Genomic DNA, 23637 nt, shown 5'->3' with positions numbered 1-23637 from the left:
GCCAATAACGCCTTTGCTCTACGGCGTACATCCCTCAAGCCGAGGAGTAAAGAAGTCATTCAATAAGATTCGCAGCTTTGAATAGGAATGATGACATGCTGCAGATGCAAAAAAGTCTAACAAACTTTCAAACACCGATTCTGTGAACCACTCACCAATTGTGTAAACGTTTCCACAATTTAAATAGAGGTCGATATTGACCCAATTTTTCTATTTCTGAATCGATTCATACGATTGCCATCATAATGGTGTAATTTTTTACACATTCGGAGTTGTTCTGCGCTTTGACTCTCCATAACCTATGCTCCTACGGATGTTGACCTTCCATTGATTACGGATGACTTCAGATCATTATGCTAACGATTTTTAGAACTTTTTTTGCTCTCGGATGGGTGAGTTTTGGTGGGCCAGCCGCACATATAGGTTACTTTCGCCACACCTTTGTTGAGAAATTACGCTGGGTTAGCGAGCAAGAATATGCACAATTTGTGGCACTGAGCCAGTTCCTTCCTGGCCCCGGTTCTAGCCAAGTTGGTTTTGCGATTGGTTATCATCGTGGTGGTCTGGCTGGCGCTTGGGCAGCGTTTCTCGGTTTTACCCTTCCCTCCGTGCTCATCATGCTGCTGCTCGCGGGGCTAAGCAGCCATCTCCTTGATACCCCACTGTTTGAACAAATGATTCATGGCTTGAAGCTACTCGCGATCATAGTGGTGGCCGATGCTTGTTTAACCATGTATCGCAATTTTTGTCAGCAACGCCTTACTGCAGGGTTATGTGTTCTGACTGCGGTTGCGATTACGTTAGCTCCCGGTCTCATCACTCAGTTTGCGGTCCTTCTGATCGCCGCTTTCGTTGGCCAAGCCCGCTTGGCACCACAACAGTCATTTTCGACAACCACGTTCAGCCCCTCTTGGCTTTCACTGCTACTTTTTGCAAGTTTATTACTCGGGCTGCCGCTCTTGGCTGCAAGCTCACCGCTGGTTGAGTTGTTTGGCCATTTCTTCCAAGCAGGAAGCTTAGTGTTTGGTGGCGGTCATGTGGTTCTTCCCTTGCTGCAAAATGCCTTAGGTGACAGCCTATCGACCGATCAATTTCTGACAGGCTACGCGGCAGCACAAGCGGTGCCGGGCCCAATGTTTACCTTAGCCACTTACCTTGGCTATGTGCTGACACCAGAGATGCCCGTGGTTGGCGCTTTAATCGCAACCTTAGCCGTGTTTCTCCCCGGTTTTTTATTGCTACTCGGCGTACTCAAAAACTGGTCGGCATTGGCTCAGCGCCCGAAAGTTGCAGGAGCCATGCAAGGAGTAAACGCCTGTGTGGTCGGTTTACTGCTCGCCGCCTTATATCAACCCGTTTGGAGTAGCACAGTACATGCCCCACTCGATTGGGCAGCCCTGTTAGTCGGCTTCTTCTTGTTTAAAGTCTTGCGACTTCCTTTAATTGGCATGGTGGGGAGCACCTTGTTATTTGGTGTGCTCAGCGGCTTAATCTAAAAAGCAACGGGATGTGATCGAGTAGTAAAACAGACCTCGAGTAGTAAAACAGACATAGAAAAGCACCGCCCTAATGCGGCAATCCACAAAACCTTGTCTAAACTTAATGAGTAGCTAGCAAGGAAGGGCGGTGATATGCAGATGCAACCCAAAGTCGGTCAGTTTCGCTATTACCCATCGGTGGGGTCGCTAAATACCTATTTAACCAATATGCTCGAGAAAATTCGGGTAGAGCTGCCTGATATCCAAAGGATTTCATTCGCTCTGTACGATGAGAAGAAAGACTCGATTAAAACCTGTGCCGACAGCTCTCCGGTCAGTCATGACTTTGTGCATTATGAGTTACCACTCGCGAACTTACCCTCTTTACAACAGAGCAAAGAGTCCGGAGCACTGCGCATTATTCACGATCTCGCGAATCAAGCCAAAAGCCATACACCTCATAACCGCTGGTTGCTGGAACAGCAATATTGCTCTTCGTTAGTGAAACCCGTTTTTGATCAACACACCTTCGTCGGTTTCTTATTTTTTAACGCTTCAATGAGCCATTATTTTTCTGCGTCAGTCGTTGAACGGCTAGAAACCTATTTATCGCTCATCCAACAATCTATCTGTGGTGAATACGCCTTAATCCATCAATTGGTTGACCATGTACACCAAATTGAAACTCAATCTCCCGAACACTGGCTTCACATCAAGCAACATAAAGAGCGGATCAGCCGTTACGCGCGGATCATCGCACTCGATGTCGCAGATCAGTATGCGCTCGATGATGAGCTCATAGAAAACATCAGCCAGTTTGCCACTTGCCATGATCTTGGGAAATTGGCCTTGCCAGCCGATCTTCTGCAAAAACGCGCTTCACTGGCCAACCATGAAAAAGAGCAAGTTCATAACCATATTGAATACGGCATTGATTTACTCAATGAAGTGATTGCAAAGCTAGGTACACCTCACCATCCTTGTTTGGCCGTTTTGCGAGAAATCATGGCTTATCACCATGAATTTTTGGATGGCAGCGGCTATCCATTTGGTCTAGTCAGTGACCAAATTCCTATCCCAGCACGCATTATAGCGGTCGCTAACATCTTTGATGCCCTGACCGCACATCGCCCTTACAAACAAGCGCAATCCATTCCTCATGCCCTATTGGAACTGGAAAAAATGGTCAGCGATGGCAAGTTAGATCGTCATTGTGTGAATGCCCTGCGTGAGAATCAAGAAGAGCTTAAAGAGATCGTTGCCCGTTTCCCGGAACAAGATCCCAAGGACCAGGGAATCACCCACTGAGCGCATCCTCCCAATCACGTGCATCGACAAAATTGAACCGCTTAGGGTAAGTAATCCACTGATTAGATTCAGAGTCTTGTTTGATCTCGTCAACAAATCGTAAAGTTTTACACTTCTCTTATGCAAAAAGGTTCGATGAAATACGCTCTCCATGCTACGCTTTACAATAAATTAACATAATAACAACGTTACCCGGAGTTTGAGAATGATCCAGCCTAATCAGTTCAATCACCCTCCTTGTGCTCTCCCACCACCCAATGAGATGTTGCTGCGTTGGGCTAAAGAGCGTCCGAATGAGGTGTACCTAAAACAGATTATTAACCGCCAATTTGTTGAGTTTACTTACGCCGAAGTTGCGGATAAGGCTCTACGCCTCGTTTCCGCTTTGCGAGCCTTAGGGGCTGATCCGGGCGATAAAGTTGCATTAATTTCAAAAAACTGTGCGGAATGGTTTATTTGCGATTTAGCCATGATGCTCGGGGATTACATCAGTGTGCCTATCTTCCCGACAGCAGGCAGTGAGACTATCGATTACTGCCTTGAGCACAGTGAAAGTAAAATCCTGATCGTCGGCAAGCTGGATGATAATAAAGCCACTGCGCATGTGTTAGCAGAGCGTCCTAATCTTATCAGTATCTCGCTTCCTTATCCTTCGGCAGCCAAATGCCAATATGAGTTTCAAACGCTGATCAAACAGCATCAACCCAGTGAAGAGCGCCCCACCCACTTTGATGAAAAACTGATGTCCATCGTTTATACCTCTGGTACATCAGGACAACCGAAAGGTGCCATGCTCACTTATGGCGCATTTACTTGGTCCGCCCAACAACTGATCAACCACATAGGCATCGAAGAAAACGATCGACTTTTCTCATATCTGCCACTCGCTCATATCACTGAGCGAGTTTATATTTTTGGTTCATCGATCATCGGTGGCGTACTGACCGCATTTCCGGAATCTCTCGATACCTTTATCGAAGATGTCAAAATGCACCGCCCAACCCTGTTTATTTCTGTACCTCGTTTATGGACACTGTTCCAACAACGCATCCAAGATAAACTGCCGCAGAAAAAGCTGAATATTCTGCTCAAAATCCCCTTCGTCAACTCACTCATCAAACGTAAGTTGGCCGATGGTTTAGGGCTAGATCAAGCTCGCGTGCTCGGTTGTGGCTCCGCACCAGTCTCCCCAGCATTACTCGAATGGTATCGCAGTGTCGGACTAAACATTACCGAAGCGTGGGGCATGACGGAATCCTTTGCATACAGCACACTCAACTATCCATTCCGTGCTGACAAAATCGGCACTGTGGGTAATGCTGGACCGGGCATTGAACTGAAAATCGCGGAGGATGAAGAAATCTTAGTCCGCAGCAAAGGCTTGTTTGCTGGCTACTATAAAAATGACACCGCGACAGCCGAAAGCTTTAACGATGACGGTTGGTTACATACTGGCGATATCGGGTCATTGGACAGTGAAGGCTATTTAACCATTCAAGGTCGTAAAAAAGACACCTTTAAAACCGCTAAAGGCAAGTTCGTCGCCCCCGTTCCTATCGAGAAAAAGCTGTTTGAATACAGCCGAGTTGAGATGATGTGCTTGATCGGCTCTGGTCTCCCAGCCCCCATCTTGTTAGCCGTTCCGCACAATTTTCCTCACTTTGATCGTGCGCGTTATGAACGCACCACCCAAAAAGTGATAGCACGCATCAATAGTGAATTGGAATCTCACGAACAAATTAAAGGGGTGTTAATGATTAAAGATCCTTGGAGCATTGATAACGGCATCTTAACGCCAACGCTCAAGATCAAACGTCATGTTCTAGAGAAGAAATATCACGATGTCGGCCAAAACTGGCCTAAAGGTCAGCTCGTCGTTTGGGAAGAGTAAGGACTTAGCACGCTAAGCGGACGGCCTTGCTTGTCGAGCCGTCCTCGCTGGCAGGAAGACAAAAGCCCCGTAAGCTTTCACTTACGGGGCTTTTTAAGCTTTAAAACAAAGAATTACTTCTTCGCATTACGCTCTTTAACTTCAGCAATAACTTGCTCAGCTACGTTGTTTGGACATGGTGCGTAGTGAGAGAACTCCATAGAGAACTGACCACGACCAGAAGTCATTGTACGTAGAGAACCGATGTAGCCGAACATCTCAGATAGTGGTACGTCTGCTTTAACGCGTACGCCTGTAAGACCCATTTCTTGGTCTTTGATCATGCCACGACGACGGTTCAAGTCACCGATAACGTCACCCACGTGATCTTCCGGAGTGAACACATCCACTTTCATGATTGGCTCAAGAAGCTGAGGAGCCGCTTTTGGAATTGACTGACGGAATGCGCCTTTCGCTGCGATTTCAAATGCGATTGCAGATGAGTCAACTGCGTGGAAGCCACCGTCGAACAGTTCAACTTCAACGTCAAGTACAGGGAAGCCAGCAAGAGTACCGGTATCCATCATAGACTTGAAGCCTTTCTCAACTGCTGGCCAGAATTCCTTAGGAACGTTACCACCAACAACGGTTGACTTGAAGGTGAAGCCAGAGTTTTGCTCTCCTGGACGGATACGGTAGTCGATCTTACCGAACTGACCTGAACCACCAGACTGTTTCTTATGCGTGTAGCTATCTTCAACTGCTTTAGTGATAGTTTCACGGTAAGCAACTTGAGGAGCACCCACTTCCAGCTCAACGCCGTAAGTACGCTTAAGGATGTCTACTTTGATGTCTAGATGCAGCTCACCCATACCTTTCAGGATGGTTTCGCCAGAATCTTCGTCAGTCTCCACTTGGAATGATGGATCTTCTGCAACCATCTTACCAATCGCGATACCCATTTTCTCAGAACCGTTCTTATCTTTAGGCTTAACAGCGATAGAGATAACTGGTGTTGGGAAAATCATTGGCTCAAGAGTACATTCGTGCTTAGGATCACATAGAGTGTGACCTGTTTGAACGTTCTTCATACCAACGATCGCGATGATGTCACCTGCTTGTGCAGATTCCACTTCGTTACGGTCGTTTGCGTGCATCTCAACCATACGGCCGATACGCTCAGTTTTACCTGTTGCGCTGTTAAGAATGGTATCACCCTTCTTAATCTTACCTGAGTAGAGACGAACGAAGGTCAGGGCACCAAAACGGTCATCCATGATCTTGAACGCTAGCGCTTTTAGTGGTGCATCAACAGATACTGTTGCTACTTCACCAGTAGGCTCACCCGTTGCTGGATCAGTCAGTGGTTGTGGCTCAACTTCTGTTGGAGAAGGCAGGTAGTCAACAACTGCATCCAGAACTAGCTGCATACCTTTGTTTTTAAACGCAGAACCACAGAAAGTTGGGAAGAACGCGAGATCACGTGTACCTTTACGGATACATGCTTTGATTTGCTCAACAGTTGGCTCTTCGCCTTCCATGTAAGCCATCATCAGCTCGTCATCTTGCTCAACAGCAGTTTCGATCATCATTTCGCGGTATTCTTCTACCTGATCAACCATGTCTGCTGGAACTTCTTTCACTTCGAAGTTTTCTGGAAGACCTGAGTCATCCCATACGTACGCTTGACGAGTTAGTACATCAACCACACCAACGAATTCATCTTCGCGGCCAATAGGTAGAGTCATAACCAGTGGGTTTGCGCCAAGAACTTTCTTCACTTGCTCAACTACGCGGAAGAAGTCAGCACCCATACGGTCTAGTTTGTTAACGAAGATCAGACGAGATACTTCTGATTCGTTCGCGTAACGCCAGTTAGTTTCTGACTGAGGTTCAACACCGCCAGAACCACAGAATACACCGATACCACCGTCAAGAACTTTCAGAGAACGGTATACTTCAACGGTGAAGTCAACGTGTCCCGGGGTGTCGATTACGTTAAAACGGTGACCTTTCCAGAAACAGGTAGTCGCAGCAGACTGGATAGTGATACCACGCTCAGCTTCTTGTTCCATGAAGTCCATCGTTGAAGCGCCGTCATGTACTTCGCCCAGACGGTGGATTTTACCAGTCAGCTTCAGGATACGCTCAGTGGTAGTGGTCTTACCCGCGTCAACGTGCGCGAAGATACCAATGTTTCTGTATAATGATAAATCTGCCATTGTCTTACTCTGTTAATAAGGTATAAAGTGCGCGCAGAGTATATCACAATCTGTCAAGACTGATACCCCTGCATGCGCTTGCTGAAAAAAAATATGCCCTAGCGACTTAGCGTTGCAGCCGACACGGCAGCAGTTTCAAGTAGCCAAGGGGATGAACGAGTGCCTATCGCTGAGAAACTATAGGTGATCCTCAAACGGCTCGCGAGGCGCAACCATGATATTTTTACGCTGCACTTTTTGGCGTCATTCGTGTTCAAAACCAACTACCCATTACAGCTCATCAAAAGCCGCGATCGCATCAGAAAGCTTTTTCACACCGTGGATCTGCATACCTTCAATACCACCTTTCGGCATATTGGCAATCGGCACAATCGCTTTCTTAAAACCATGTTTGAAGGCTTCGTTAAGGCGCTCTTGACCACTCGGTACGGGACGAATTTCTCCAGCCAATCCGACTTCACCAAAAACCACGACATCTTTTGGCAGCGGACGATCACGAAAACTCGACAATAACGCCATGAGTAGCGCTAAATCTGCACTGGTCTCCGTCACTTTCACGCCACCGACTACGTTCACAAACACATCCTGATCGGCCATTTGCAAACCACCGTGTTTATGCAGCACGGCCAGTAATAAAGAGAGACGGTTTTGTTCTAAGCCAACCGCAACGCGTCGTGGGTTAGCGAGTTGTGAGTAATCGACCAACGCTTGAATCTCAACTAAGAGTGGGCGAGTTCCTTCCCACACCACCATCACTGAGCTACCAGATGTGGCTTCTTCTCCACGAGAAAGGAAAATCGCCGATGGATTACTCACCTCACGCATCCCTTGTCCAGTCATCGCAAACACACCGAGTTCATTGACCGCACCAAAACGGTTTTTATGACTACGGAGTGTACGAAAACGGCTGTCGGTATCGCCATCAAGCAGAATCGAGCAATCGATGATGTGTTCAAGAACTTTAGGTCCCGCCAACGTACCATCTTTGGTTACGTGGCCCACAATAAATACCGCCACATTATTTTGTTTAGCATAACGCGTAAGCGCCGTGGCCGACTCACGCACTTGCGCGACACTCCCCGGTGACGATTGCACATCCGCCACATGCATCACTTGAATCGAATCGATGACCATAATGCGCGGCTTTTCTTGCTCAGCAATCTGGCAAATCCGATCCACATTGGTTTCTGAGAGCATTTTTAGATGCTGTTTCGGCAAACCAAGCCGTGAAGCACGCATCGCGACCTGCTGCAACGATTCTTCGCCCGTCACGTACAACGTCGGCATCTGTCCGGAAAGTAAACACATGGTTTGCAGTAGTAAGGTCGATTTACCCGCGCCCGGATTACCACCAATCAAAATCGCCGCACCCGGCACAATTCCGCCGCCAAGTACGCGATCTAGTTCTTTAAAGCCACTGGTGAATCGAGGCACTTCTTGTAAATCAATATCAGCCAAAGTTTGTACTTTCGCTTCAAGAGCTCCCGCATAACCGACCAACCTTTCATTGCGCGCCACTTGCGGTGAAGCCGCTAAACGAACTTCTGAAATCGAATTCCACGAACCACAGGCATTACACTGTCCTTGCCAACGCGGAAAATCCGCTCCACATTCATTACATACATAGGCGCGCTTAGCTTTCACAATCAATCCTCGAACTTGCTCTCACTTATCAGGCGTAATACTTTAAGAAAAAGTGGAACGGCTGCAACATATCGCTAAAGATTAGTATGTTGATGCCGATGCATCAGAATGGAAGACACTTTAACAGAAAAGTATGCAACAGACCGAAATTCTCTCTCTGGTTGAAAGGCTTATACCCGTTTATCGTTCCGGTGACCTTGACTACCTTTTGTCGCAAATGACCGAAGGGCACCCGCCTTCGGCCAAATTATTGGTCAAAATGGAACTGAACCGCCTAATGGCACCTTGTACAAAAAGCATTGATTTACGTGGCAAAGTTCAAGGAGAGTGTCGGGAATACCATTTTGATGGCCGCCAACACTGGCTTGATGATGTGGCGTTCAACTCTTACCAAAAAAGTCTCAAGAAATTTGGGGCTTATACCGAAGGGGTGTGGGAAGCGGTCAATAACACCCGCAATAATTTCCGAGTCATGAAGCAACAAGGCAAACTCGATCCGAAAACAGATCAGCCGAAAGATACGAGTTTTGAAGTTGAGCCGGTCAAGCTTGGATACGACCTCAAACGCCAAGAAAACCGCTTAAAAATCTCCAGCCAGATCGAAATCCATCTGAAGAACGAGCAATTAGTACACGGTCTGAGTGTTGACCTCTCCCCTTCTGGGGCCAAATTAAAAGTGCCAGCAGCATTTGACTACAAATTGGGCGAGGTGATTCAAGTCTATTTTTCTGACTTAAATAAAACCTCAAACGTGGTGGGACTGCATAAAAGTATCGATTACCGGATTCTCGGCGTCGATGAGTCCTATGACAGTGATGCGATTAAATTTCTGCGGGTATTGAAACTCAGTGATACCGATGTGATTGAAAAAGTCATCGAGGAAGCGATTCAGACTAATACGCAGAAAGCACGCCACGACAACCAAGATAAGATCATTCGTGCCCGTACTCGTGGCTATGAGCACATGTACCTCAAACACACCTGTAATCTACCGCTGTTTTTTAGTGGCAACGAACTCAAGCTGGCGTTACTCACCGAGAATAACCGCCCCATTTGGCAATATTGGCACGATGAGCGTAACCAGCAAGCACTTGGCACCTTATTCAAACCAGAACGCATGGCGCACTTAACCGCTCCGGGCGTTCGGGGCAGCAATAATGTGTTGTACGCCTTTAAGCATGAGCACCAACACAAGACTTTGTTTTTCTCTATGCTGATGCCAGAGGCGACTCAAGAACAGCGCAAGCTGTTTTGGCATATTGGCGCTAAACGCGATAGCTGGAAAGCGTTTCGACTGTTTGTGTTTGAACTCTCCGATGAAGAGCGAAAAACGCTCGCCGAACACTCTCGTGAATTAGCTGACCAATCCCGTTCTCTCACTCATTGCGGTGTACTGCAAGAGATCAGTGATACTGAAGCGGCACACGACTATTTACTGGTTGAAAAACCCAATTTACCGAGCAGCACACTGAATGACTTCCGCCACCCACGTCAGGTCGTCGGTACACCGATGGGTATCTATTTTGATGCGCGCTCACGGCGCAAAGAGCCGCGTTATCGGTTTAGTACGCCAGTACAAGTGAGCATAGATGCACTCAAGGTCACGGGAGCAACGGTTGATCTCTCTAAGCGTGGTCTCAGTTTGCTGTTAGATACCCCACTGGATGTCAAAGCCAACGATCAAGTCTGGGTCGATTACCTTGAGCTCAAGTTGTACGACAAAAGCCTTCCCTTAGACAAGGCCCCCTACAAAGTGGTGCGTATCGGTCCTGAAGGACGCCGTTTACAACTGGTTATTGAGGAGAATTTACAAACCCTCAAAACCATTGCTTTCTTTAATAGCATCATTGAACACAACCAAGACAAACTATTGATTAAAGAAGAGATACTACCGAGCAATGCCCTACTCGAAAGTCTGCATAATATTCTGCTCGATAAGATGGTGAGTACGCCGTTTTTTGTTGAAAAGGTCGGGAGTAATCTTAAACCCAAAGTGATTGGGGTGAACTACCCACTCCCACCACATCTGGCGCTGTTGGCCAAATTGGGTAGTGAGAATCGAATTACTCTGCAACCAATATTTAAGGGGCATACCAACTCGTTACTCGCAACGCCAATGAAACGGATTGAAGGCGCGGTACCGCAATACCATGAGGTGTATTTGAGTGCGGTGAAATACGGAACACGCATTCAATCCGTGGAATCACGTTTGTTGAGTGACTTTGCCGATACTCGTGAACGCATCCGTTTTATCCGCCAAGGGCAAGCGATGGGCGAATTCTACGCACTCAGGGTGAGTGGTGTTCCGGTGTTTGCACCGATCACGAATTTGCTACGCAGCGATTTGACCGAGCTGGCTGAGATCAGCCCACACCACGCCAAAAGTTTAGAAAAAGAGATGCTGGCACAAGTCGGCTATGGTGAATTGGTCGATATTACTGAGGAAGTGTTGATCCGACTTGAGTTGACCTGATACTAGCGCTATACCCAAACCACTTGGAGTTGCAGGTAGGCGGCAAGTGAGTGAATCCCCATGAGCATAGACAGACTATGTGATTGGGGTGAACGAACGTAGCCAACACTCCTGCAGCTTCAAGTAGGAAGGGGATATCTCTTCCAAACATAAGCCACGTCACTGAACGTGGCTTATTTGATTAACCTAAGTTCCATGTGTCGGCTAAGGCTTACTTTTCCAACTCAGTTTTTGCTGAGCGACCAGTGCGGCAGAAAGGATACACACGACGCCACCTAATCCTGCAAAACGCACCGCCGTTTGCGCCTTGGCTTCAACCTTAGGTTTGGCATGGTATGCCACCCCAAGCCCTGCGGCCGCCATCATCACCAAATCATTTGCGCCATCGCCAACCGCTACCGTGTTATGAATTTCCACATCGTATTGCTGAGCAAGCGTCAGCAAAATATCCGCTTTGGTTTGCGCGGAGACTACCTCTCCCAGCACCTGTCCAGTCAGTTTGCCGCTCACAATTTCTAGAGTGTTAGACTGTGCATAGTCTAGCGACAACTGCTCTTTGAGATAATCAGAGAAGTAGGTAAAGCCGCCCGAGGCGATCGCGACTTTCCAACCAAAGGCATGCAGCGTTGCCACCAGCTCGGGTAATTCAGGCATTAACGGCAGGGTTTCGCGTACTTGGCTTAGGATCTGCTCCGGAGCATCTTTAAGTTTACTGACTCGCAAACGTAAACTCTGCTCAAAATCCAGCTCACCTTGCATCGCGCGCTCAGTGACTTCAGCGACCTCTTCCCCGACTCCCGCAAGCTTAGCAATTTCATCAATGCATTCGATCTGGATCGCGGTCGAGTCCATATCCAGCACAATTAACCCCGGCTTGGTGAGATCGGGCACATCCTGAATCCGCGCGTAATCGAGTTCTAGCGCTTTAAGAATGGTTTCATGCTCAGACGTCAGCTCACCGTCCATCAATGCGACTTCATAACGTCCCACTTTCCACATATCTAAGATGGCATTGAAGCGATTGGTGAAGAAATCCATGTCTTCAAATTGAGCGGGAGTTAGGTAATGTCCAAACACAATCCAACTGGCACGTTTTTTCGCTAATTGGGTGACAAAACGCGTTTCAGGAAAACGATTGAGTAGCGTTGTGTGTTTTTTGATCGGTAAAGTTGTTAAAGCATCCATGTCCACTTTCCTTATTCGGTATAGCCAGACGTTACCCTATTGCAATTTAAAAACGCAAGTCTCAATATGAGCGCAGTTGGTTTTTTGTAGGTTTCTCTCATCATGGATGGTTCACTTTTTTCATTCCGAGTCGTTGTGCGCGTGGCAACGGTGCTCGCTGTCGCAGTCATGTTTTTTATCACCATCCAAAACAGCGTTGTGATCAGTAAAGGCAATGAACGCATTCAAGCCAACCAGTTGGAAACCTTAACCAAAGTTCTGATTACTCAAGCGGCGATGTCTGCGGGAAGTATGATTGCCGATCAAGATCAGGAACGTCTGTTAGCACTCACTAACCAGCTTGCTACTGATCGTCTGGTATTCGATGCCTCGATTTATGATTCTGAAGGCGTATTGCTGGCCGCGAGTGACTCTGCGCTCAGTGTGCGTGAAGTGCTGGGTTTAGATACGCCACTGCATACTGCCAGCATTGGCCGCCAACAATTAGTTGAGCCCGTAGTTCACGACGGCAGTTTAATTGGTTTCGTACGCATTACTTTTGAAACCGGTAAAGTGACGGCGATTTCAGACCATCACTATCGTAAGAGCGACCACAATATGTATTGGATGCTGTTGATGAGTTTTGTCAGCGGTGTGCTACTGACGCTGTTACTACGACGCAGACCGAAAAAACCAACAGGTGAGAACTTACTGCTCAAGCAAGCCGAACAGTCTTTGAATGAGTAACAGGAAAAATAAATTGAGTGATAAAAAACCTCAGTACTGACTGAGGTTTTTTTGTATTCAGAGATAACACGAGTACAAAGATTAGTAACCCGCTTGATCACCAATCAGTACAGAGTCCAGTGCGATTTCAATCATCTCATTGAAGGTGTTTTGACGCTCTTCTGAGGTGGTTTGCTCGCCCGTTTTGATGTGGTCAGACACAGTACAGATCGCCAGTGCTTTCGCGCCGTATTCCGCCGCTACACCGTAAATGCCTGCCGCCTCCATTTCTACGCCAACGATGCCGTATTTATCCATCACATCGAACATGGAAGGATCTGGCGTGTAGAACAGTTCTGCAGAGAACAGGTTGCCAACTTTCACGTCAATGCCACGTGCTTTGGCCGCTTCTTCTGCAGCTTTTACCATCTTGTAATCCGCAATCGCAGCAAAATCATGATCTTTGAAGCGAATACGGTTGACTTTAGAGTCAGTACACGCGCCCATACCGATCACCACATCACGCACTTTGATGCCTTCGTTCACTGCACCACAGCTACCGACGCGGATAATCTTTTTCACGCCGTAATCTTTGATAAGCTCGGTTACATAGATTGAGCAAGATGGGATACCCATACCATGCCCCATCACAGAGATCTTGCGGCCTTTGTAAGTGCCTGTGTAGCCGAACATATTGCGCACATCACATACTTGAACTGCGTTATCGAGGAAGTTTTCTGCGATGTATTTCGCGCGCAGCGGATCACCCGGCATCAGTACAACGTCAGCGAAATCACCCATTTGCGCATTAATATGTGGAGTTGCCATGTTTTCGTTCCTTTGGTTTGTTGGCTCAATCGCCATCATTCAACAAAACCCTAAGACTGAAGCTAGCCTTAGGGTATGCGTATTATAAAAAGTTCTTACCGTAATCCATTGGCGAAGTGCCAAAGTAGCTTGCCAGAGTTTGCCCGATATCAGCAAAAGTGTCACGACGACCTAATGAACCCGGAGCCACTTTCTTGCCATAAACCAGTACCGGAATGTGTTCACGAGTATGGTCAGTGCCCGGCCATGTTGGGTCACAGCCGTGGTCGGCAGTTAAAATCAGAATGTCATCTTCCTGCATCAGCGCTAGAACTTCAGGTAAACGCTTATCGAAATACTCCAGTGCCGCCGCATAACCTGCGACATCACGGCGGTGACCATAAGCCGAGTCAAAATCCACAAAGTTAGTGAATACGATGGTGTTATCACCGGCTTGTTTGATCTGCTCTAAAGTCGCTTCAAACAGATCTGGAATGCCCGTCGCTTTGACTTTGTCGGTAATGCCGCAGTACGCGTAGATATCGGCAATTTTACCGATAGACACCACTCGGCCTTGCTTCTCTTCCACCAACTTTTGCAACACTGTGGCTGAAGGGGGCTCAACCGACAAATCACGGCGATTACCGGTACGAGCAAATTGTCCTTTGCCCGGGCCAACGAATGGACGCGCAATGACGCGACCGATGTTGTAATCCGCCAGCTCTTCACGAGCGATTTGGCAAAGCTCCAGCAGACGAGCTAAACCAAATGTCTCTTCGTGGCAGGCAATTTGGAATACAGAATCTGCCGAGGTGTAGAAAATCGGCTTGCCCGTACGCATATGCTCTTCGCCCAAATCATCCAGCACTTGCGTACCAGAGGCGTGGCAGTTGCCTAAAAATCCGTCCAAACCCGCGCGCGCTAAAATGCGATCGGTCAGCTCTTTCGGGAAGCTATTTTGCTTATCGCTAAAGTAACCCCATTCAAACAGCACTGGCACACCAGCAATTTCCCAGTGACCTGACGGAGTATCTTTGCCTGATGACAGCTCTGCGGCATGGGCATAAGCGCCGATGATATCCGCACGCTCATCCAGCCCCGGCGCAAAACGTCCGGTCGACTCTTTATGCGCCATCGCCAAACCCAGCTTAGAAAGGTTCGGCAGTTGCAATGCGCCTTTACGTTCTGCGTTATCCGCCAAACCTTGCGCACATTGATCCGCGATGTGGCCTAAGGTATCAGAACCGACATCACCAAAGGCTTGTGCATCCGCTGTTGCGCCAATGCCAAACGAGTCTAAAACTAAAATAAATGCTCTTTTCATTGCTCACTCCCCCGAACTTACACGTCTTGTGCTCGAATTTGACGGTAAACATCCGGTGTTGGTAGGTAATCACCGCCCACTTTAATCGCACTTTGTAGTGCATTGGCAGCTTGTTGCCACTGCTCTTCATTACGGGCATGAATCATTGCTAAAGGTTTGTTGCTGTCGGCGATTTCACCCAGACGGATAAACTGATCAAAACCGACAGCGTAATCGATACGATCGGTCGCCACGCGGCGGCCACCGCCCATGCCGACCACCGCCATGCCGATGGCACGGGTATCCATCGCAGAAATAACGCCAGATTGCTGAGCGTAAACTGGGCGAACAATCTCAGCTTTCGCAAGATACTTGTCGTAGTTTTCAACAAAATCGCTTGGGCCACCGAGGCCTGCGACCATTTTGCCAAAACGCTCGGCGGCTTGGCCGTTATCCAGCACTGCTTGCAGTTTCTCACGCGCTTGCGCGGTATCTTTGGCTAACTTGCCAAGTACCAGCATTTCCGCACACGACGCCATAGTGACTTCCAGCAGACGCGGATTACGGTATTCGCCGGTGAGGAAGCGTACTGCTTCACGCACTTCCACCGCGTTACCCGCTGAAGACGCCAGCACTTGGTTCATATCAGTTAAGATCGCCGTGGTATTGGTGCCTGCACCGTTGGCCACTGCCACGATCGATTTGGCGAGCTCTTCAGACGCTTCGTAAGTTGGCATGAAAGCACCAGAGCCAACTTTCACATCCATCACGAGCGATTCAAGGCCAGCCGCCAGTTTCTTAGAAAGAATTGAAGCGGTGATCAGCGAGATGTTATCCACTGTCGCGGTAATATCACGCGTTGCGTACACACGCTTATCCGCCGGAGCCAGATCGCCAGTTTGGCCGATGATCGCCACGCCGGCTTGTTTGGTCACTTTGCCAAACACGTCATTGGTTGGGGTAATGTTATAGCCGGGGATGGCTTCAAGTTTGTCGAGCGTCCCCCCAGTGTGACCAAGGCCGCGGCCAGAAATCATCGGCACATAACCGCCACAGGCTGCCACCATAGGGCCAAGCATCAGTGAGGTCACATCGCCCACGCCGCCCGTGGAGTGTTTATCCACAATCGGACCATCAAAATTCATGTGGCTCCAATCAATCACCATACCGGAATCGCGCATCGCGCACGTCAGTGCAATACGCTCAGGCATAGTCATTTCACGGAAAAAAATCGCCATCGCAAACGCGGCAATTTGCCCTTCAGAGACGGTGTTATTCGCCACACCTTGAATGAAGAAGTTGATTTCATCGTTGGTGAGAACTTCACCATCACGCTTTCTGCGGATAATTTCTTGAGGTAAATACTTTGCTTGAGATAAAGACATAGCTGCCTCCCAGTTCCCAAAGAAACTGCGTAGTGTAAAGAGGTTAAGCAGCGCGAAGCCTCGCGCTGCTCTCAGACACAATGGATATTAGTAAGCGGCAGGATCTGCCTTTTGGTCTGTCACTTCTAATGTATTCAGAAGGTTAGTCAGTAGGCTTGAAGCGCCGAAACGGTAGTGACGGCTGTCTGCCCAATCGCCACCGAGGATCTCATCGGCCATGGCCAGATATTGCTGCGCATCTTCTGCGGTACGAACACCACCGGCAGGTTTGAAACCGACGGTTTTGGCTACGCCCATATCACGGATCACTTCCAGCATCATGCGTGCATATTCTGGTGTCGCATTTACTGGCACTTTGCCGGTTGAGGTCTTGATGAAATCTGCGCCAGCTTCAATACAGATTTGAGAGGCTTTTTTGATCAGCGCTTCTTGTTTCAGCTCACCAGTTTCGATGATCACTTTCAGTAGCACTTTGTCGCCACAAGCCGCTTTACACTGTTTCACCAGATCAAAACCGACTTGCTCGTTGCCTGCGATCAGAGCGCGATATGGGAATACCACATCCACTTCATCAGCACCGTAAGCAACAGCGGCTTTCGTTTCAGCAACGGCGATTTCAATATCGTCATTACCGTGAGGAAAATTGGTTACCGTAGCAATACGGATTTCAGGGGTTCCTTGCTCGCGAAGTGTCTTCTTAGCAATAGGAATAAAGCGAGGGTAAATACAAATGGCAGCCGTGTTGCCGACTGGACTTTTCGCATCATGACAAAGTTGGATCACTTTGGCATCCGTATCGTTGTCATTCAACGTGGTGAGATCCATCAGTTTCAGTGCACGTAGAGCTGCTACTTTTAATTCGCTCATTTCTATCTCCGATCAATATAGTCATCTAGTTCACTCCCCAGCAGAGTACTATTTTCTGCTGAGCAGCCACAAATGAACGGACTTGGTTCCTTGAAGACTCGGTGCTCATGCACCAATTGCTATCCTTGTCACCGCACAGTACCAGTTTGGTCAATGGCACAACAATCTGCGTTTGCGGTATTTTACTGCATACAGGCAAGGCGATTGCCTCCGGCGCTCATCATACTCTTAGTCATGCTGAGAGCCAGCGAAAACTCATCCATATTCCATTAGATAAGCCCGCCACCTGAGCCTAAGCTCACGGTCAAACGCGTGGTGTATTCCATCGTCAATCCACTCGTTTTTTATCCATGGCTACAGTATAGATATTTGTCGCAAAGCGGTAGTGCTGCGCGAAGCGCAAACGGTTTGTATCTCAAAAAAATAGCTGAAATTTAAAGGGCAATCCCTTACCACACAAGGCTTCAGCTCTGCAATCCATTACAACATTACCCCTAGGTCTCCCCCTAAAACTCGGGGCGCCTAAAAGCAAAACACCCCGCAGCAATCACTTGCTACGGGGTGAATTTAAACGGCGTCTATAAAGCTCTGTCTCTATGAATTAGAAAGAGAGGAAGAAGCCAGCGATGGTCGCTGCCATCAGGTTAGATAGAGTACCTGCGATAACCGCTTTGACCCCCATACGAGCGATGTCGCCACGACGCTTAGGTGCCAAGCTACCCAAACCACCAAGCAGAATTGCGATAGAAGAAAGGTTCGCAAAACCACACAGAGCGAAAGAGATGATCGCTTTGGTTTTCTCAGACAGAACCACTGGTGCCGCTTCAGTCAGGTAAGGCGCAAACTGAGAGTAAGCAACGAATTCGTTAGCAACGGTTTTTAGACCGATGAACTCACCCGCAACAGTTGCTTCGTTCCAAGGAACACCGATCAGGAAAGCCAGAGGCGCAAACAACCAGCCCAGTAGCATTTCCAGTTTCAGTTCAGGCATACCGAACCAACCACCGATGCCACCCAACATACCGTTGATCAGAGCAATCAAACCGATAAAGGCAATCAACATTGCACCAACGTTCAGAGCAAGTTGCAGACCAGCAGAAGCACCGCCAGCAGCCGCATCGATAACGTTAGCCGGTTTGTCGTCACCACCATCAAGAGTAATGTCTTCATTGTCTTGTGGTTTTTCAGTTTCAGGCATCATCAGTTTTGCGAACAGCAGACCACCCGGTGCCGCCATGAATGACGCCGCTACCAAGTATTCGATCTTAACGCCCATTGAAGCGTAACCCGCAAGTACACCACCTGCGATAGAAGCCAAGCCACCACACATTACCGCAAACAGCTCAGATTGAGTCATTTTTGGAACGAATGGACGAACAACTAATGGTGCTTCAGTTTGACCCACGAAAATGTTTGCAGCCGCAGACATAGATTCCGCGCGTGATGTACCCAGTGCTTTTTGCAGACCACCGCCAAGAATGCGGATAACCCATTGCATAACACCCAAGTAGTACAGTACAGAAATCAGTGCTGAGAAGAAGATCAGTGTTGGTAGTACGCGGAATGCGAAAATGAAACCGCCGCCGCCAAACACTTCAAACATTTTGCCTGATACCAGTCCACCGAAGAGGAATGAAGTACCATCGTTACCGTAGTTAATAACATTCGATACGGCATCCGAAAAGCCACGAAGTAGCTCTTGGCCCCAAGGCACATACAGAATAAATGCACCCAGTGAAAATTGGATAGCAAAAGCGCCACCCACAGTTCTTAGATTGATAGCTTTACGGTTACTTGACAGTAGAACTGCGATTCCTAGCAGAACTGCCATGCCGATGAGGCTCATAAACAGGCTCATAGTTTATGACTTCCTTATTAGTTTAATGTTGGCGTGTTACAAAATGGAGCGATTAAGCGGGGGCAATTATACTCACGGGCACAGAGAGAAAGTAATGCAGGATTCACACTTTCGGATAAGATTCATCACGCGTTCACTAATATCTGTGACACCACTCAACTTTTAGTGACAGATGCGTCATTAACGCTACATCTTGTTTCGGTTTTGTTCACACAAGCCAAACAGCATTTGACTGTTTTGCCAGAGGATTGGCGCGAGATATTGTGCTGAAACACCTTTTAGCTCGGCGAGTGTTTCTAAAACCTTGGCTAATTGAGCCGGATGGTTAGCCTGACCTTGAAAACCATTCAGTGGCATATCAGGCGCGTCCGTCTCTAACACTATGTGCTCTACAGGTAACGCTGCGATGGCTTGCCGAGTTTTATTGGCTCTTGGGTAAGTGATGACGCCTCCCACACCAATCTTAAACCCTAGGTCTACAAACTGCTGCGCTTCTTGCACACTGCCAGAAAAAGCATGCAGCACACCACCTTGTTGAAAACGCTGCTGTTTCAATAACTGTAACAACCGATTGTGAGTACGTCGGCTATGCAGGATCACGGGTAGTTTGGCCTGTGAGGCCATAGAGAGCTGGGCGATCAGCATCTGCTCTTGTAGCGCCACATCGACGTCTATCATGCCATCTAAACCGCACTCCCCAACGGCTACACAAGCCTGTTCTGCCTGCATTAGAGCCTTTTCTAACGCAGGTAAATGGGTCGGTGAAGAGGCATCTAAATAGAGTGGATGAAATCCCAACGCATAGTAAATGGTTGAGGGAAAGCGCTGCGCCAGCTCAGTCACCGCCTGCCAATCTTGCGGCCCAATCGATGGCACAACGAGCCGCCTAACTCCATGCTGCGCCGCTTTTTGCAATTCCAGCTCAGGGGTGGCAGTAAACGGAGGAAAATCAAAGTGGCAATGGGTGTCGAACAACGACCATTCAAGCGGAGGTGGAATCGTCTCGTTCATTGGCCGGATCTTTTCGATAAGGAACACAACTGCGCTTTTGCCCCGGCATTAACCCCATGCTTTGGCACCAAGCATCGTATTTCGCAATCCAACGTTTTAACCATAGCCACATCATGTGTTCCTTATTTTGAACCTTGGAGGTTATTGCTCTTCGCGCTTAAACACCAACTCGGTGGGTGTTGATTCACTTGCCACAAAATAGTAGCCCGCAGTGTTGAAACCTTCTAAATCCTTTACCGATTTAATTCGATTTTCAATGATGTAGCGAGCCATCATGCCGCGTGCTTTCTTCGCAAAGAAGCTGATGATTTTATATTGGCCATTTTTGGCATCTTTAAAGATTGGCGTCACAATTTGCGCGTTCAATCGCTTCGGATTGACCGCTTTGAAATACTCATTAGAGGCAAGGTTTACCAGTACATTATCACCTTGTGCTTCAATCGCTTGATTGAGCTTCTCTGTAATAATGTCCCCCCAAAACTGATACAGATTCGCACCACGCGCGTTGGCTAATTTTGTTCCCATTTCTAGGCGATAAGGTTGCATCAAATCCAGCGGGCGCAACACGCCATACAAGCCAGAGAGCATACGTAGATGTTGCTGGGCAAAATCCAAATCTTGTGGCGAGAGTGTTTCCGCTTCCAGCCCAGTGTACACATCACCTTTGAAAGCGAAAATCGCCTGTCGTGCGTTATCGAGAGTGAAGGTTTCACTCCACTGCGCAAATCGAGCCACATTGAGTCCGGCAATTTTATCGCTGACACTCATCAGCTCAGAAACATCCTGTGATGACAAAGTACGACAGACTTGAATTAACTCTGCCGAATGCGCGGTTAATTCAGGCTGCGTAAAGTTTGAGGTTGAAACGGGAGATTCATAATCCAGCGTTTTCGCAGGTGAAACGACAATCAGCATAATAATTCCTATCTTTTGTTGAGCGTGTTATCAACCGACTTGAAACGACAGCACTGGCCATTATTCCAAGTGATTAAATTTTTTATAAGATGACGCAAGCTAGGGTACAAAAAAAGCCATGCGGTGTCTGCATGGCTTTTTCAATTTCTGACATCGGCGCTGTCTATGACGCTTTGTTGTTATCCCAAATGCCATCTTCAAGCTGAGATTTCAACTCTGGGTAATCATTGGCATCAAAGGTCGGTACTTTGCCAGCATCCAGCTGACGGTTGTAATCTTTCGCCAGTTTAATCACGATACCTGAGAGCAGGAGGATAGCGACCAAGTTCACAATCGCCATCAAGCCCATCGAGACATCCGCCATCGCCCACACCGTTGGCAATGTTGCCAACGAGCCAAACATCACCATACCTAAGAACACGAGACGAAACAGCACTAAGCCTTTCTTATTGTTGTGCTCAAGGAAAATCAGGTTGGTTTCCGCATACGAGTAGTTGGCGATGATCGAAGTAAAAGCGAAGAAGAAGATCGCAAATGCGATAAAGATACCTCCCCAATCCCCTACTTGTGAACTGAGTGCACGCTGAGTCAGCTCAATACCCGTTAACTCGCCGTGCGGTACATACTCACCAGACATAAGGATAATCGCCACTGTCGCGGTACAGATCACAATCGTATCGATGAACACACCAAGCATTTGCACGTAACCTTGTGAAGCTGGGTGTGGTGGATATGGCGTTGCAGAAGCCGCGGCGTTAGGTGCAGAACCCATACCCGCTTCGTTTGAGAACAAGCCACGTTTCACACCGTTGATCATAGCTTGTGCAATCGCATAGCCTAGGCCACCTGCAGCCGCTTCTTGTAAACCGAAGGCACTTTTGAAAATCAGGCTAATCGCATCAGGCACTTTCTCATAATTCATGACCACGACAAACAGAGCAATCGCCAGATAAGCAAACGCCATGAAAGGCACAATCAGCTCTGCCGTCCGTGCAATCTTACGGATGCCACCAAAAATCACGAAAGCGGTCAGCAACACGATACCAATACCGATCAGCATGGGTTCAAAACCGAAAGCCGTTTTCATCGCATTGGTGATTGAGTTGGCTTGCACCGCGTTAAACACCAAACCAAACGCAATGATCAGGAAGATGGAGAACAGCACCCCCATCCAACGCATACCAAGGCCTTTTTCCATGTAATACGCTGGACCGCCGCGGTAATTGCCATCTTTGTCACGCGTTTTATACAACTGAGCTAGGGTACTTTCAGCGAAAGAAGTCGCCATGCCTAACATGGCAATCAACCACATCCAGAAGATGGCGCCAGGACCACCAGCGGTTAAAGCAACCGCCACCCCGGCCATGTTCCCCGTACCGACACGTGCGGCAAGGCTGGTACATAACGCTTGGAAAGAGGAGATGCCAGCGTTATCCGCTTTACGGCTATTTTTGAGGACGGTAAAAGTGTGGGTGAAATGACGAAATTGGATAAAACCCAATCGCAAAGTGAAGTAGATACCGACCCCGACCAATAGGTATACCAAGATGGAACCCCATAGTAGGTCATTCATTAAATTAATTAAGTCTGTCACAGGAACCTCGCATAGAGTGATGAGCTGCTCTGACTCCGATGAGTAAGAGTTTCTGTTACACGGATACGGTATTGAGATTATCTTTTTGCCGTGTATGTCATGGCACTCTCGAGCAGAAGAGACCTCGAAAAGCACCCAGCCTATTTTTTGACGGGCGGATAATGCAACCTCAATCCGCAAAAATCAATATGAACAGGATTGCATTAAAATGTTATTTTTCACCTTAAAATCACGCTTTATTAACATCAACAAAACCATTTGAGTCACAAACAAAGAACAAAAAGAAAACAAAAAGCACACAGATCAGTACATTTATTCACCACAAATGCTTTGTTGCATTAATGAAATCTCACGCTTTGGGAATCGCAGCATGCCTGTGCGAACCAGTAAATTTTGTCAGGAGAGTGTCATATTTCCTGTTTGTTCGCACAAAAAACAACCAACACAATTCCGTGCAACGTAAAAAACAACATTTCAGCAACACAAAAAAATCGTCCAGTTAATCGATTGCCTCAATTTTTTGTTCAGTTTTCCATCGATAACTCAGGGTGAAAACTGTGAAATTCTATTCAAAAGCTCACTAAAGCTTCATTAAAACGAAACAAATGAGAAACAAATCATAGTTACGCTTCGCCAAGGTGTGCTATTTAGAGAGCACTCAAGGAATGATGACAACAATAATGAGGCGACTTATGGACGAACTGCACTTTGATGAGCTGTTGGAAATGGAAATCTCGAAAATTCGTACTAGCCGTTCTAAACCTGTAAAACGGATGTGGCGCGAGATCGAAGCGATTCGAGATCGTAAACGACTAGAGAAAGAGTTGTTGGATATGGATGTTTGTCTCGACGCTGACGACATAAAAATTTAAAGGATTGAGCAACAAAGGCACGTTTCGCGTGCCTTTGTTGTTTTTAAGACTTTAAGTGAGAACGGCTATCCACAGCAAGCTTCTCTAGACAACGCAGTGTCATGTGAAACTGAAGCAATCCTGCATGGTATACCTTTGAT

At 47.6% G+C, this 23637-nt stretch carries 19 protein-coding genes; 7 read left to right on the top strand and 12 right to left on the bottom strand.

Annotated elements, in window-relative coordinates:
* The first annotated feature begins 353 nt into the window (after positions 1-353).
* From chrA to T411_RS0104260, 3 genes are all read left to right on the top strand, one after another.
* Positions 354-1496, top strand: coding sequence for a chromate efflux transporter (gene chrA / locus T411_RS0104270; RefSeq protein ID WP_000955540.1), 1143 nt, complete (start codon positions 354-356; stop codon positions 1494-1496).
* A 135-nt stretch (positions 1497-1631) separates the two neighbouring features.
* A complete protein-coding gene (locus tag T411_RS0104265; RefSeq protein WP_001178408.1) occupies positions 1632-2786 on the top strand; it encodes an HD-GYP domain-containing protein in 1155 nt (384 codons plus the stop codon).
* 205 nt (positions 2787-2991) lie between these two features.
* Complete coding sequence (locus tag T411_RS0104260) at positions 2992-4677, top strand: AMP-binding protein (protein WP_000615853.1); 1686 nt, start codon at positions 2992-2994, stop codon at positions 4675-4677.
* A gap of 113 nt (positions 4678-4790) precedes the next feature.
* Here the strand turns inward: T411_RS0104260 and fusA are convergent, their stop codons facing one another.
* Together fusA and radA are read right to left on the bottom strand one after the other, a co-directional pair.
* Positions 4791-6878: an elongation factor G gene (gene fusA / locus T411_RS0104255; protein WP_000774534.1), complete on the bottom strand. Its 2088-nt coding sequence runs from the start codon at positions 6876-6878 to the stop codon at positions 4791-4793.
* Between the two features lie 270 nt (positions 6879-7148).
* Positions 7149-8525: a DNA repair protein RadA gene (gene radA / locus T411_RS0104250; protein WP_032074635.1), complete on the bottom strand. Its 1377-nt coding sequence runs from the start codon at positions 8523-8525 to the stop codon at positions 7149-7151.
* Positions 8526-8655: 130 nt separating this feature from the next.
* On the opposite strand from radA, the gene T411_RS0104245 reads away from it, so the two are divergent.
* The gene (locus T411_RS0104245) at positions 8656-10995 is read left to right on the top strand and encodes a PilZ domain-containing protein (RefSeq protein WP_001187861.1); all 2340 of its coding nucleotides are present in this window, start codon (positions 8656-8658) and stop codon (positions 10993-10995) included.
* Between the two features lie 204 nt (positions 10996-11199).
* Here the strand turns inward: T411_RS0104245 and serB are convergent, their stop codons facing one another.
* Positions 11200-12180 carry a phosphoserine phosphatase gene (serB, locus tag T411_RS0104240; protein WP_000339691.1) on the bottom strand — a complete coding sequence of 327 codons (981 nt, stop codon included), beginning with the start codon at positions 12178-12180 and terminating at the stop codon, positions 11200-11202.
* Positions 12181-12282: 102 nt separating this feature from the next.
* On the opposite strand from serB, the gene T411_RS0104235 reads away from it, so the two are divergent.
* Positions 12283-12906, top strand: a complete 624-nt coding sequence (locus tag T411_RS0104235; RefSeq protein ID WP_000349088.1) for a YtjB family periplasmic protein — start codon at positions 12283-12285, stop codon at positions 12904-12906.
* An 81-nt stretch (positions 12907-12987) separates the two neighbouring features.
* Here T411_RS0104235 and deoD read toward each other — a convergent pair whose 3' ends face one another.
* The 4 genes from deoD to deoC form a co-directional block, all read right to left on the bottom strand.
* Positions 12988-13713: a purine-nucleoside phosphorylase gene (gene deoD, locus T411_RS0104230; RefSeq protein WP_000224887.1), complete on the bottom strand. Its 726-nt coding sequence runs from the start codon at positions 13711-13713 to the stop codon at positions 12988-12990.
* Between the two features lie 82 nt (positions 13714-13795).
* Complete coding sequence (locus T411_RS0104225) at positions 13796-15016, bottom strand: phosphopentomutase (protein ID WP_000816440.1); 1221 nt, start codon at positions 15014-15016, stop codon at positions 13796-13798.
* Positions 15017-15033: 17 nt separating this feature from the next.
* Entirely contained in the window at positions 15034-16380 is a 1347-nt protein-coding gene (deoA, locus tag T411_RS0104220; RefSeq protein ID WP_000059253.1) for a thymidine phosphorylase, read from the bottom strand.
* Positions 16381-16467: 87 nt separating this feature from the next.
* The gene (deoC, locus tag T411_RS0104215) at positions 16468-17247 is read right to left on the bottom strand and encodes a deoxyribose-phosphate aldolase (protein ID WP_001292544.1); all 780 of its coding nucleotides are present in this window, start codon (positions 17245-17247) and stop codon (positions 16468-16470) included.
* A gap of 107 nt (positions 17248-17354) precedes the next feature.
* Between deoC and T411_RS01000000119020 the strand changes: the two genes are divergently transcribed.
* Complete coding sequence (locus tag T411_RS01000000119020) at positions 17355-17537, top strand: hypothetical protein (protein WP_001911798.1); 183 nt, start codon at positions 17355-17357, stop codon at positions 17535-17537.
* 311 nt (positions 17538-17848) lie between these two features.
* On the opposite strand, the gene T411_RS0104210 is transcribed toward T411_RS01000000119020, so the two are convergent.
* The 5 genes from T411_RS0104210 to T411_RS0104195 form a co-directional block, all read right to left on the bottom strand.
* The gene (locus T411_RS0104210) at positions 17849-19105 is read right to left on the bottom strand and encodes a NupC/NupG family nucleoside CNT transporter (protein WP_000051831.1); all 1257 of its coding nucleotides are present in this window, start codon (positions 19103-19105) and stop codon (positions 17849-17851) included.
* A gap of 186 nt (positions 19106-19291) precedes the next feature.
* Positions 19292-20116, bottom strand: coding sequence for a TatD family hydrolase (locus tag T411_RS0104205; RefSeq protein WP_001006027.1), 825 nt, complete (start codon positions 20114-20116; stop codon positions 19292-19294).
* Positions 20088-20228 (bottom strand): DUF5363 family protein, encoded by a 141-nt coding sequence (locus tag T411_RS1000000120995; protein ID WP_001911797.1) that lies wholly within the window; start codon positions 20226-20228, stop codon positions 20088-20090. The genes T411_RS0104205 and T411_RS1000000120995 overlap by 29 nt, the downstream gene beginning before the upstream one ends.
* A 29-nt stretch (positions 20229-20257) precedes the next feature.
* Entirely contained in the window at positions 20258-21031 is a 774-nt protein-coding gene (gene yaaA / locus T411_RS0104200; RefSeq protein WP_000909771.1) for a peroxide stress protein YaaA, read from the bottom strand.
* Between the two features lie 163 nt (positions 21032-21194).
* A complete protein-coding gene (locus T411_RS0104195; RefSeq protein WP_001882045.1) occupies positions 21195-22625 on the bottom strand; it encodes an alanine/glycine:cation symporter family protein in 1431 nt (476 codons plus the stop codon).
* 692 nt (positions 22626-23317) lie between these two features.
* On the opposite strand from T411_RS0104195, the gene T411_RS0104190 reads away from it, so the two are divergent.
* Positions 23318-23497 (top strand): DUF3545 family protein, encoded by a 180-nt coding sequence (locus T411_RS0104190; protein ID WP_000343854.1) that lies wholly within the window; start codon positions 23318-23320, stop codon positions 23495-23497.
* Positions 23498-23637 lie beyond the last annotated feature (140 nt).

The organism is Vibrio cholerae ATCC 14035 (assembly GCF_000621645.1).
Taxonomy (GTDB): Bacteria; Pseudomonadota; Gammaproteobacteria; order Enterobacterales; family Vibrionaceae; genus Vibrio; species Vibrio cholerae.
The sequence above is the reverse complement of the archived record's forward strand: the minus strand, read 5'-3'. Positions and strand labels throughout refer to the sequence as shown.

Excerpts from the sequence above, each read along its gene's own strand:
- chrA (WP_000955540.1), top strand. The coding sequence starts at position 354 with ATGCTAACGATTTTTAGAACTTTTTTTGCTCTCGGATGGGTGAGTTTT.
- T411_RS0104265 (WP_001178408.1), top strand. The coding sequence starts at position 1,632 with ATGCAGATGCAACCCAAAGTCGGTCAGTTTCGCTATTACCCATCGGTG.
- T411_RS0104260 (WP_000615853.1), top strand. The coding sequence starts at position 2,992 with ATGATCCAGCCTAATCAGTTCAATCACCCTCCTTGTGCTCTCCCACCA.
- fusA (WP_000774534.1), bottom strand. The coding sequence starts at position 6,878 with ATGGCAGATTTATCATTATACAGAAACATTGGTATCTTCGCGCACGTT.
- T411_RS0104245 (WP_001187861.1), top strand. The coding sequence starts at position 8,656 with ATGCAACAGACCGAAATTCTCTCTCTGGTTGAAAGGCTTATACCCGTT.
- serB (WP_000339691.1), bottom strand. The coding sequence starts at position 12,180 with ATGGATGCTTTAACAACTTTACCGATCAAAAAACACACAACGCTACTC.
- T411_RS0104235 (WP_000349088.1), top strand. The coding sequence starts at position 12,283 with ATGGATGGTTCACTTTTTTCATTCCGAGTCGTTGTGCGCGTGGCAACG.
- deoD (WP_000224887.1), bottom strand. The coding sequence starts at position 13,713 with ATGGCAACTCCACATATTAATGCGCAAATGGGTGATTTCGCTGACGTT.
- T411_RS0104225 (WP_000816440.1), bottom strand. The coding sequence starts at position 15,016 with ATGAAAAGAGCATTTATTTTAGTTTTAGACTCGTTTGGCATTGGCGCA.
- deoA (WP_000059253.1), bottom strand. The coding sequence starts at position 16,380 with ATGTCTTTATCTCAAGCAAAGTATTTACCTCAAGAAATTATCCGCAGA.
- deoC (WP_001292544.1), bottom strand. The coding sequence starts at position 17,247 with ATGAGCGAATTAAAAGTAGCAGCTCTACGTGCACTGAAACTGATGGAT.
- T411_RS01000000119020 (WP_001911798.1), top strand. The coding sequence starts at position 17,355 with ATGCACCAATTGCTATCCTTGTCACCGCACAGTACCAGTTTGGTCAAT.
- T411_RS0104210 (WP_000051831.1), bottom strand. The coding sequence starts at position 19,105 with ATGAGCCTGTTTATGAGCCTCATCGGCATGGCAGTTCTGCTAGGAATC.
- T411_RS0104205 (WP_001006027.1), bottom strand. The coding sequence starts at position 20,116 with ATGAACGAGACGATTCCACCTCCGCTTGAATGGTCGTTGTTCGACACC.
- T411_RS1000000120995 (WP_001911797.1), bottom strand. The coding sequence starts at position 20,228 with ATGTGGCTATGGTTAAAACGTTGGATTGCGAAATACGATGCTTGGTGC.
- yaaA (WP_000909771.1), bottom strand. The coding sequence starts at position 21,031 with ATGCTGATTGTCGTTTCACCTGCGAAAACGCTGGATTATGAATCTCCC.
- T411_RS0104190 (WP_000343854.1), top strand. The coding sequence starts at position 23,318 with ATGGACGAACTGCACTTTGATGAGCTGTTGGAAATGGAAATCTCGAAA.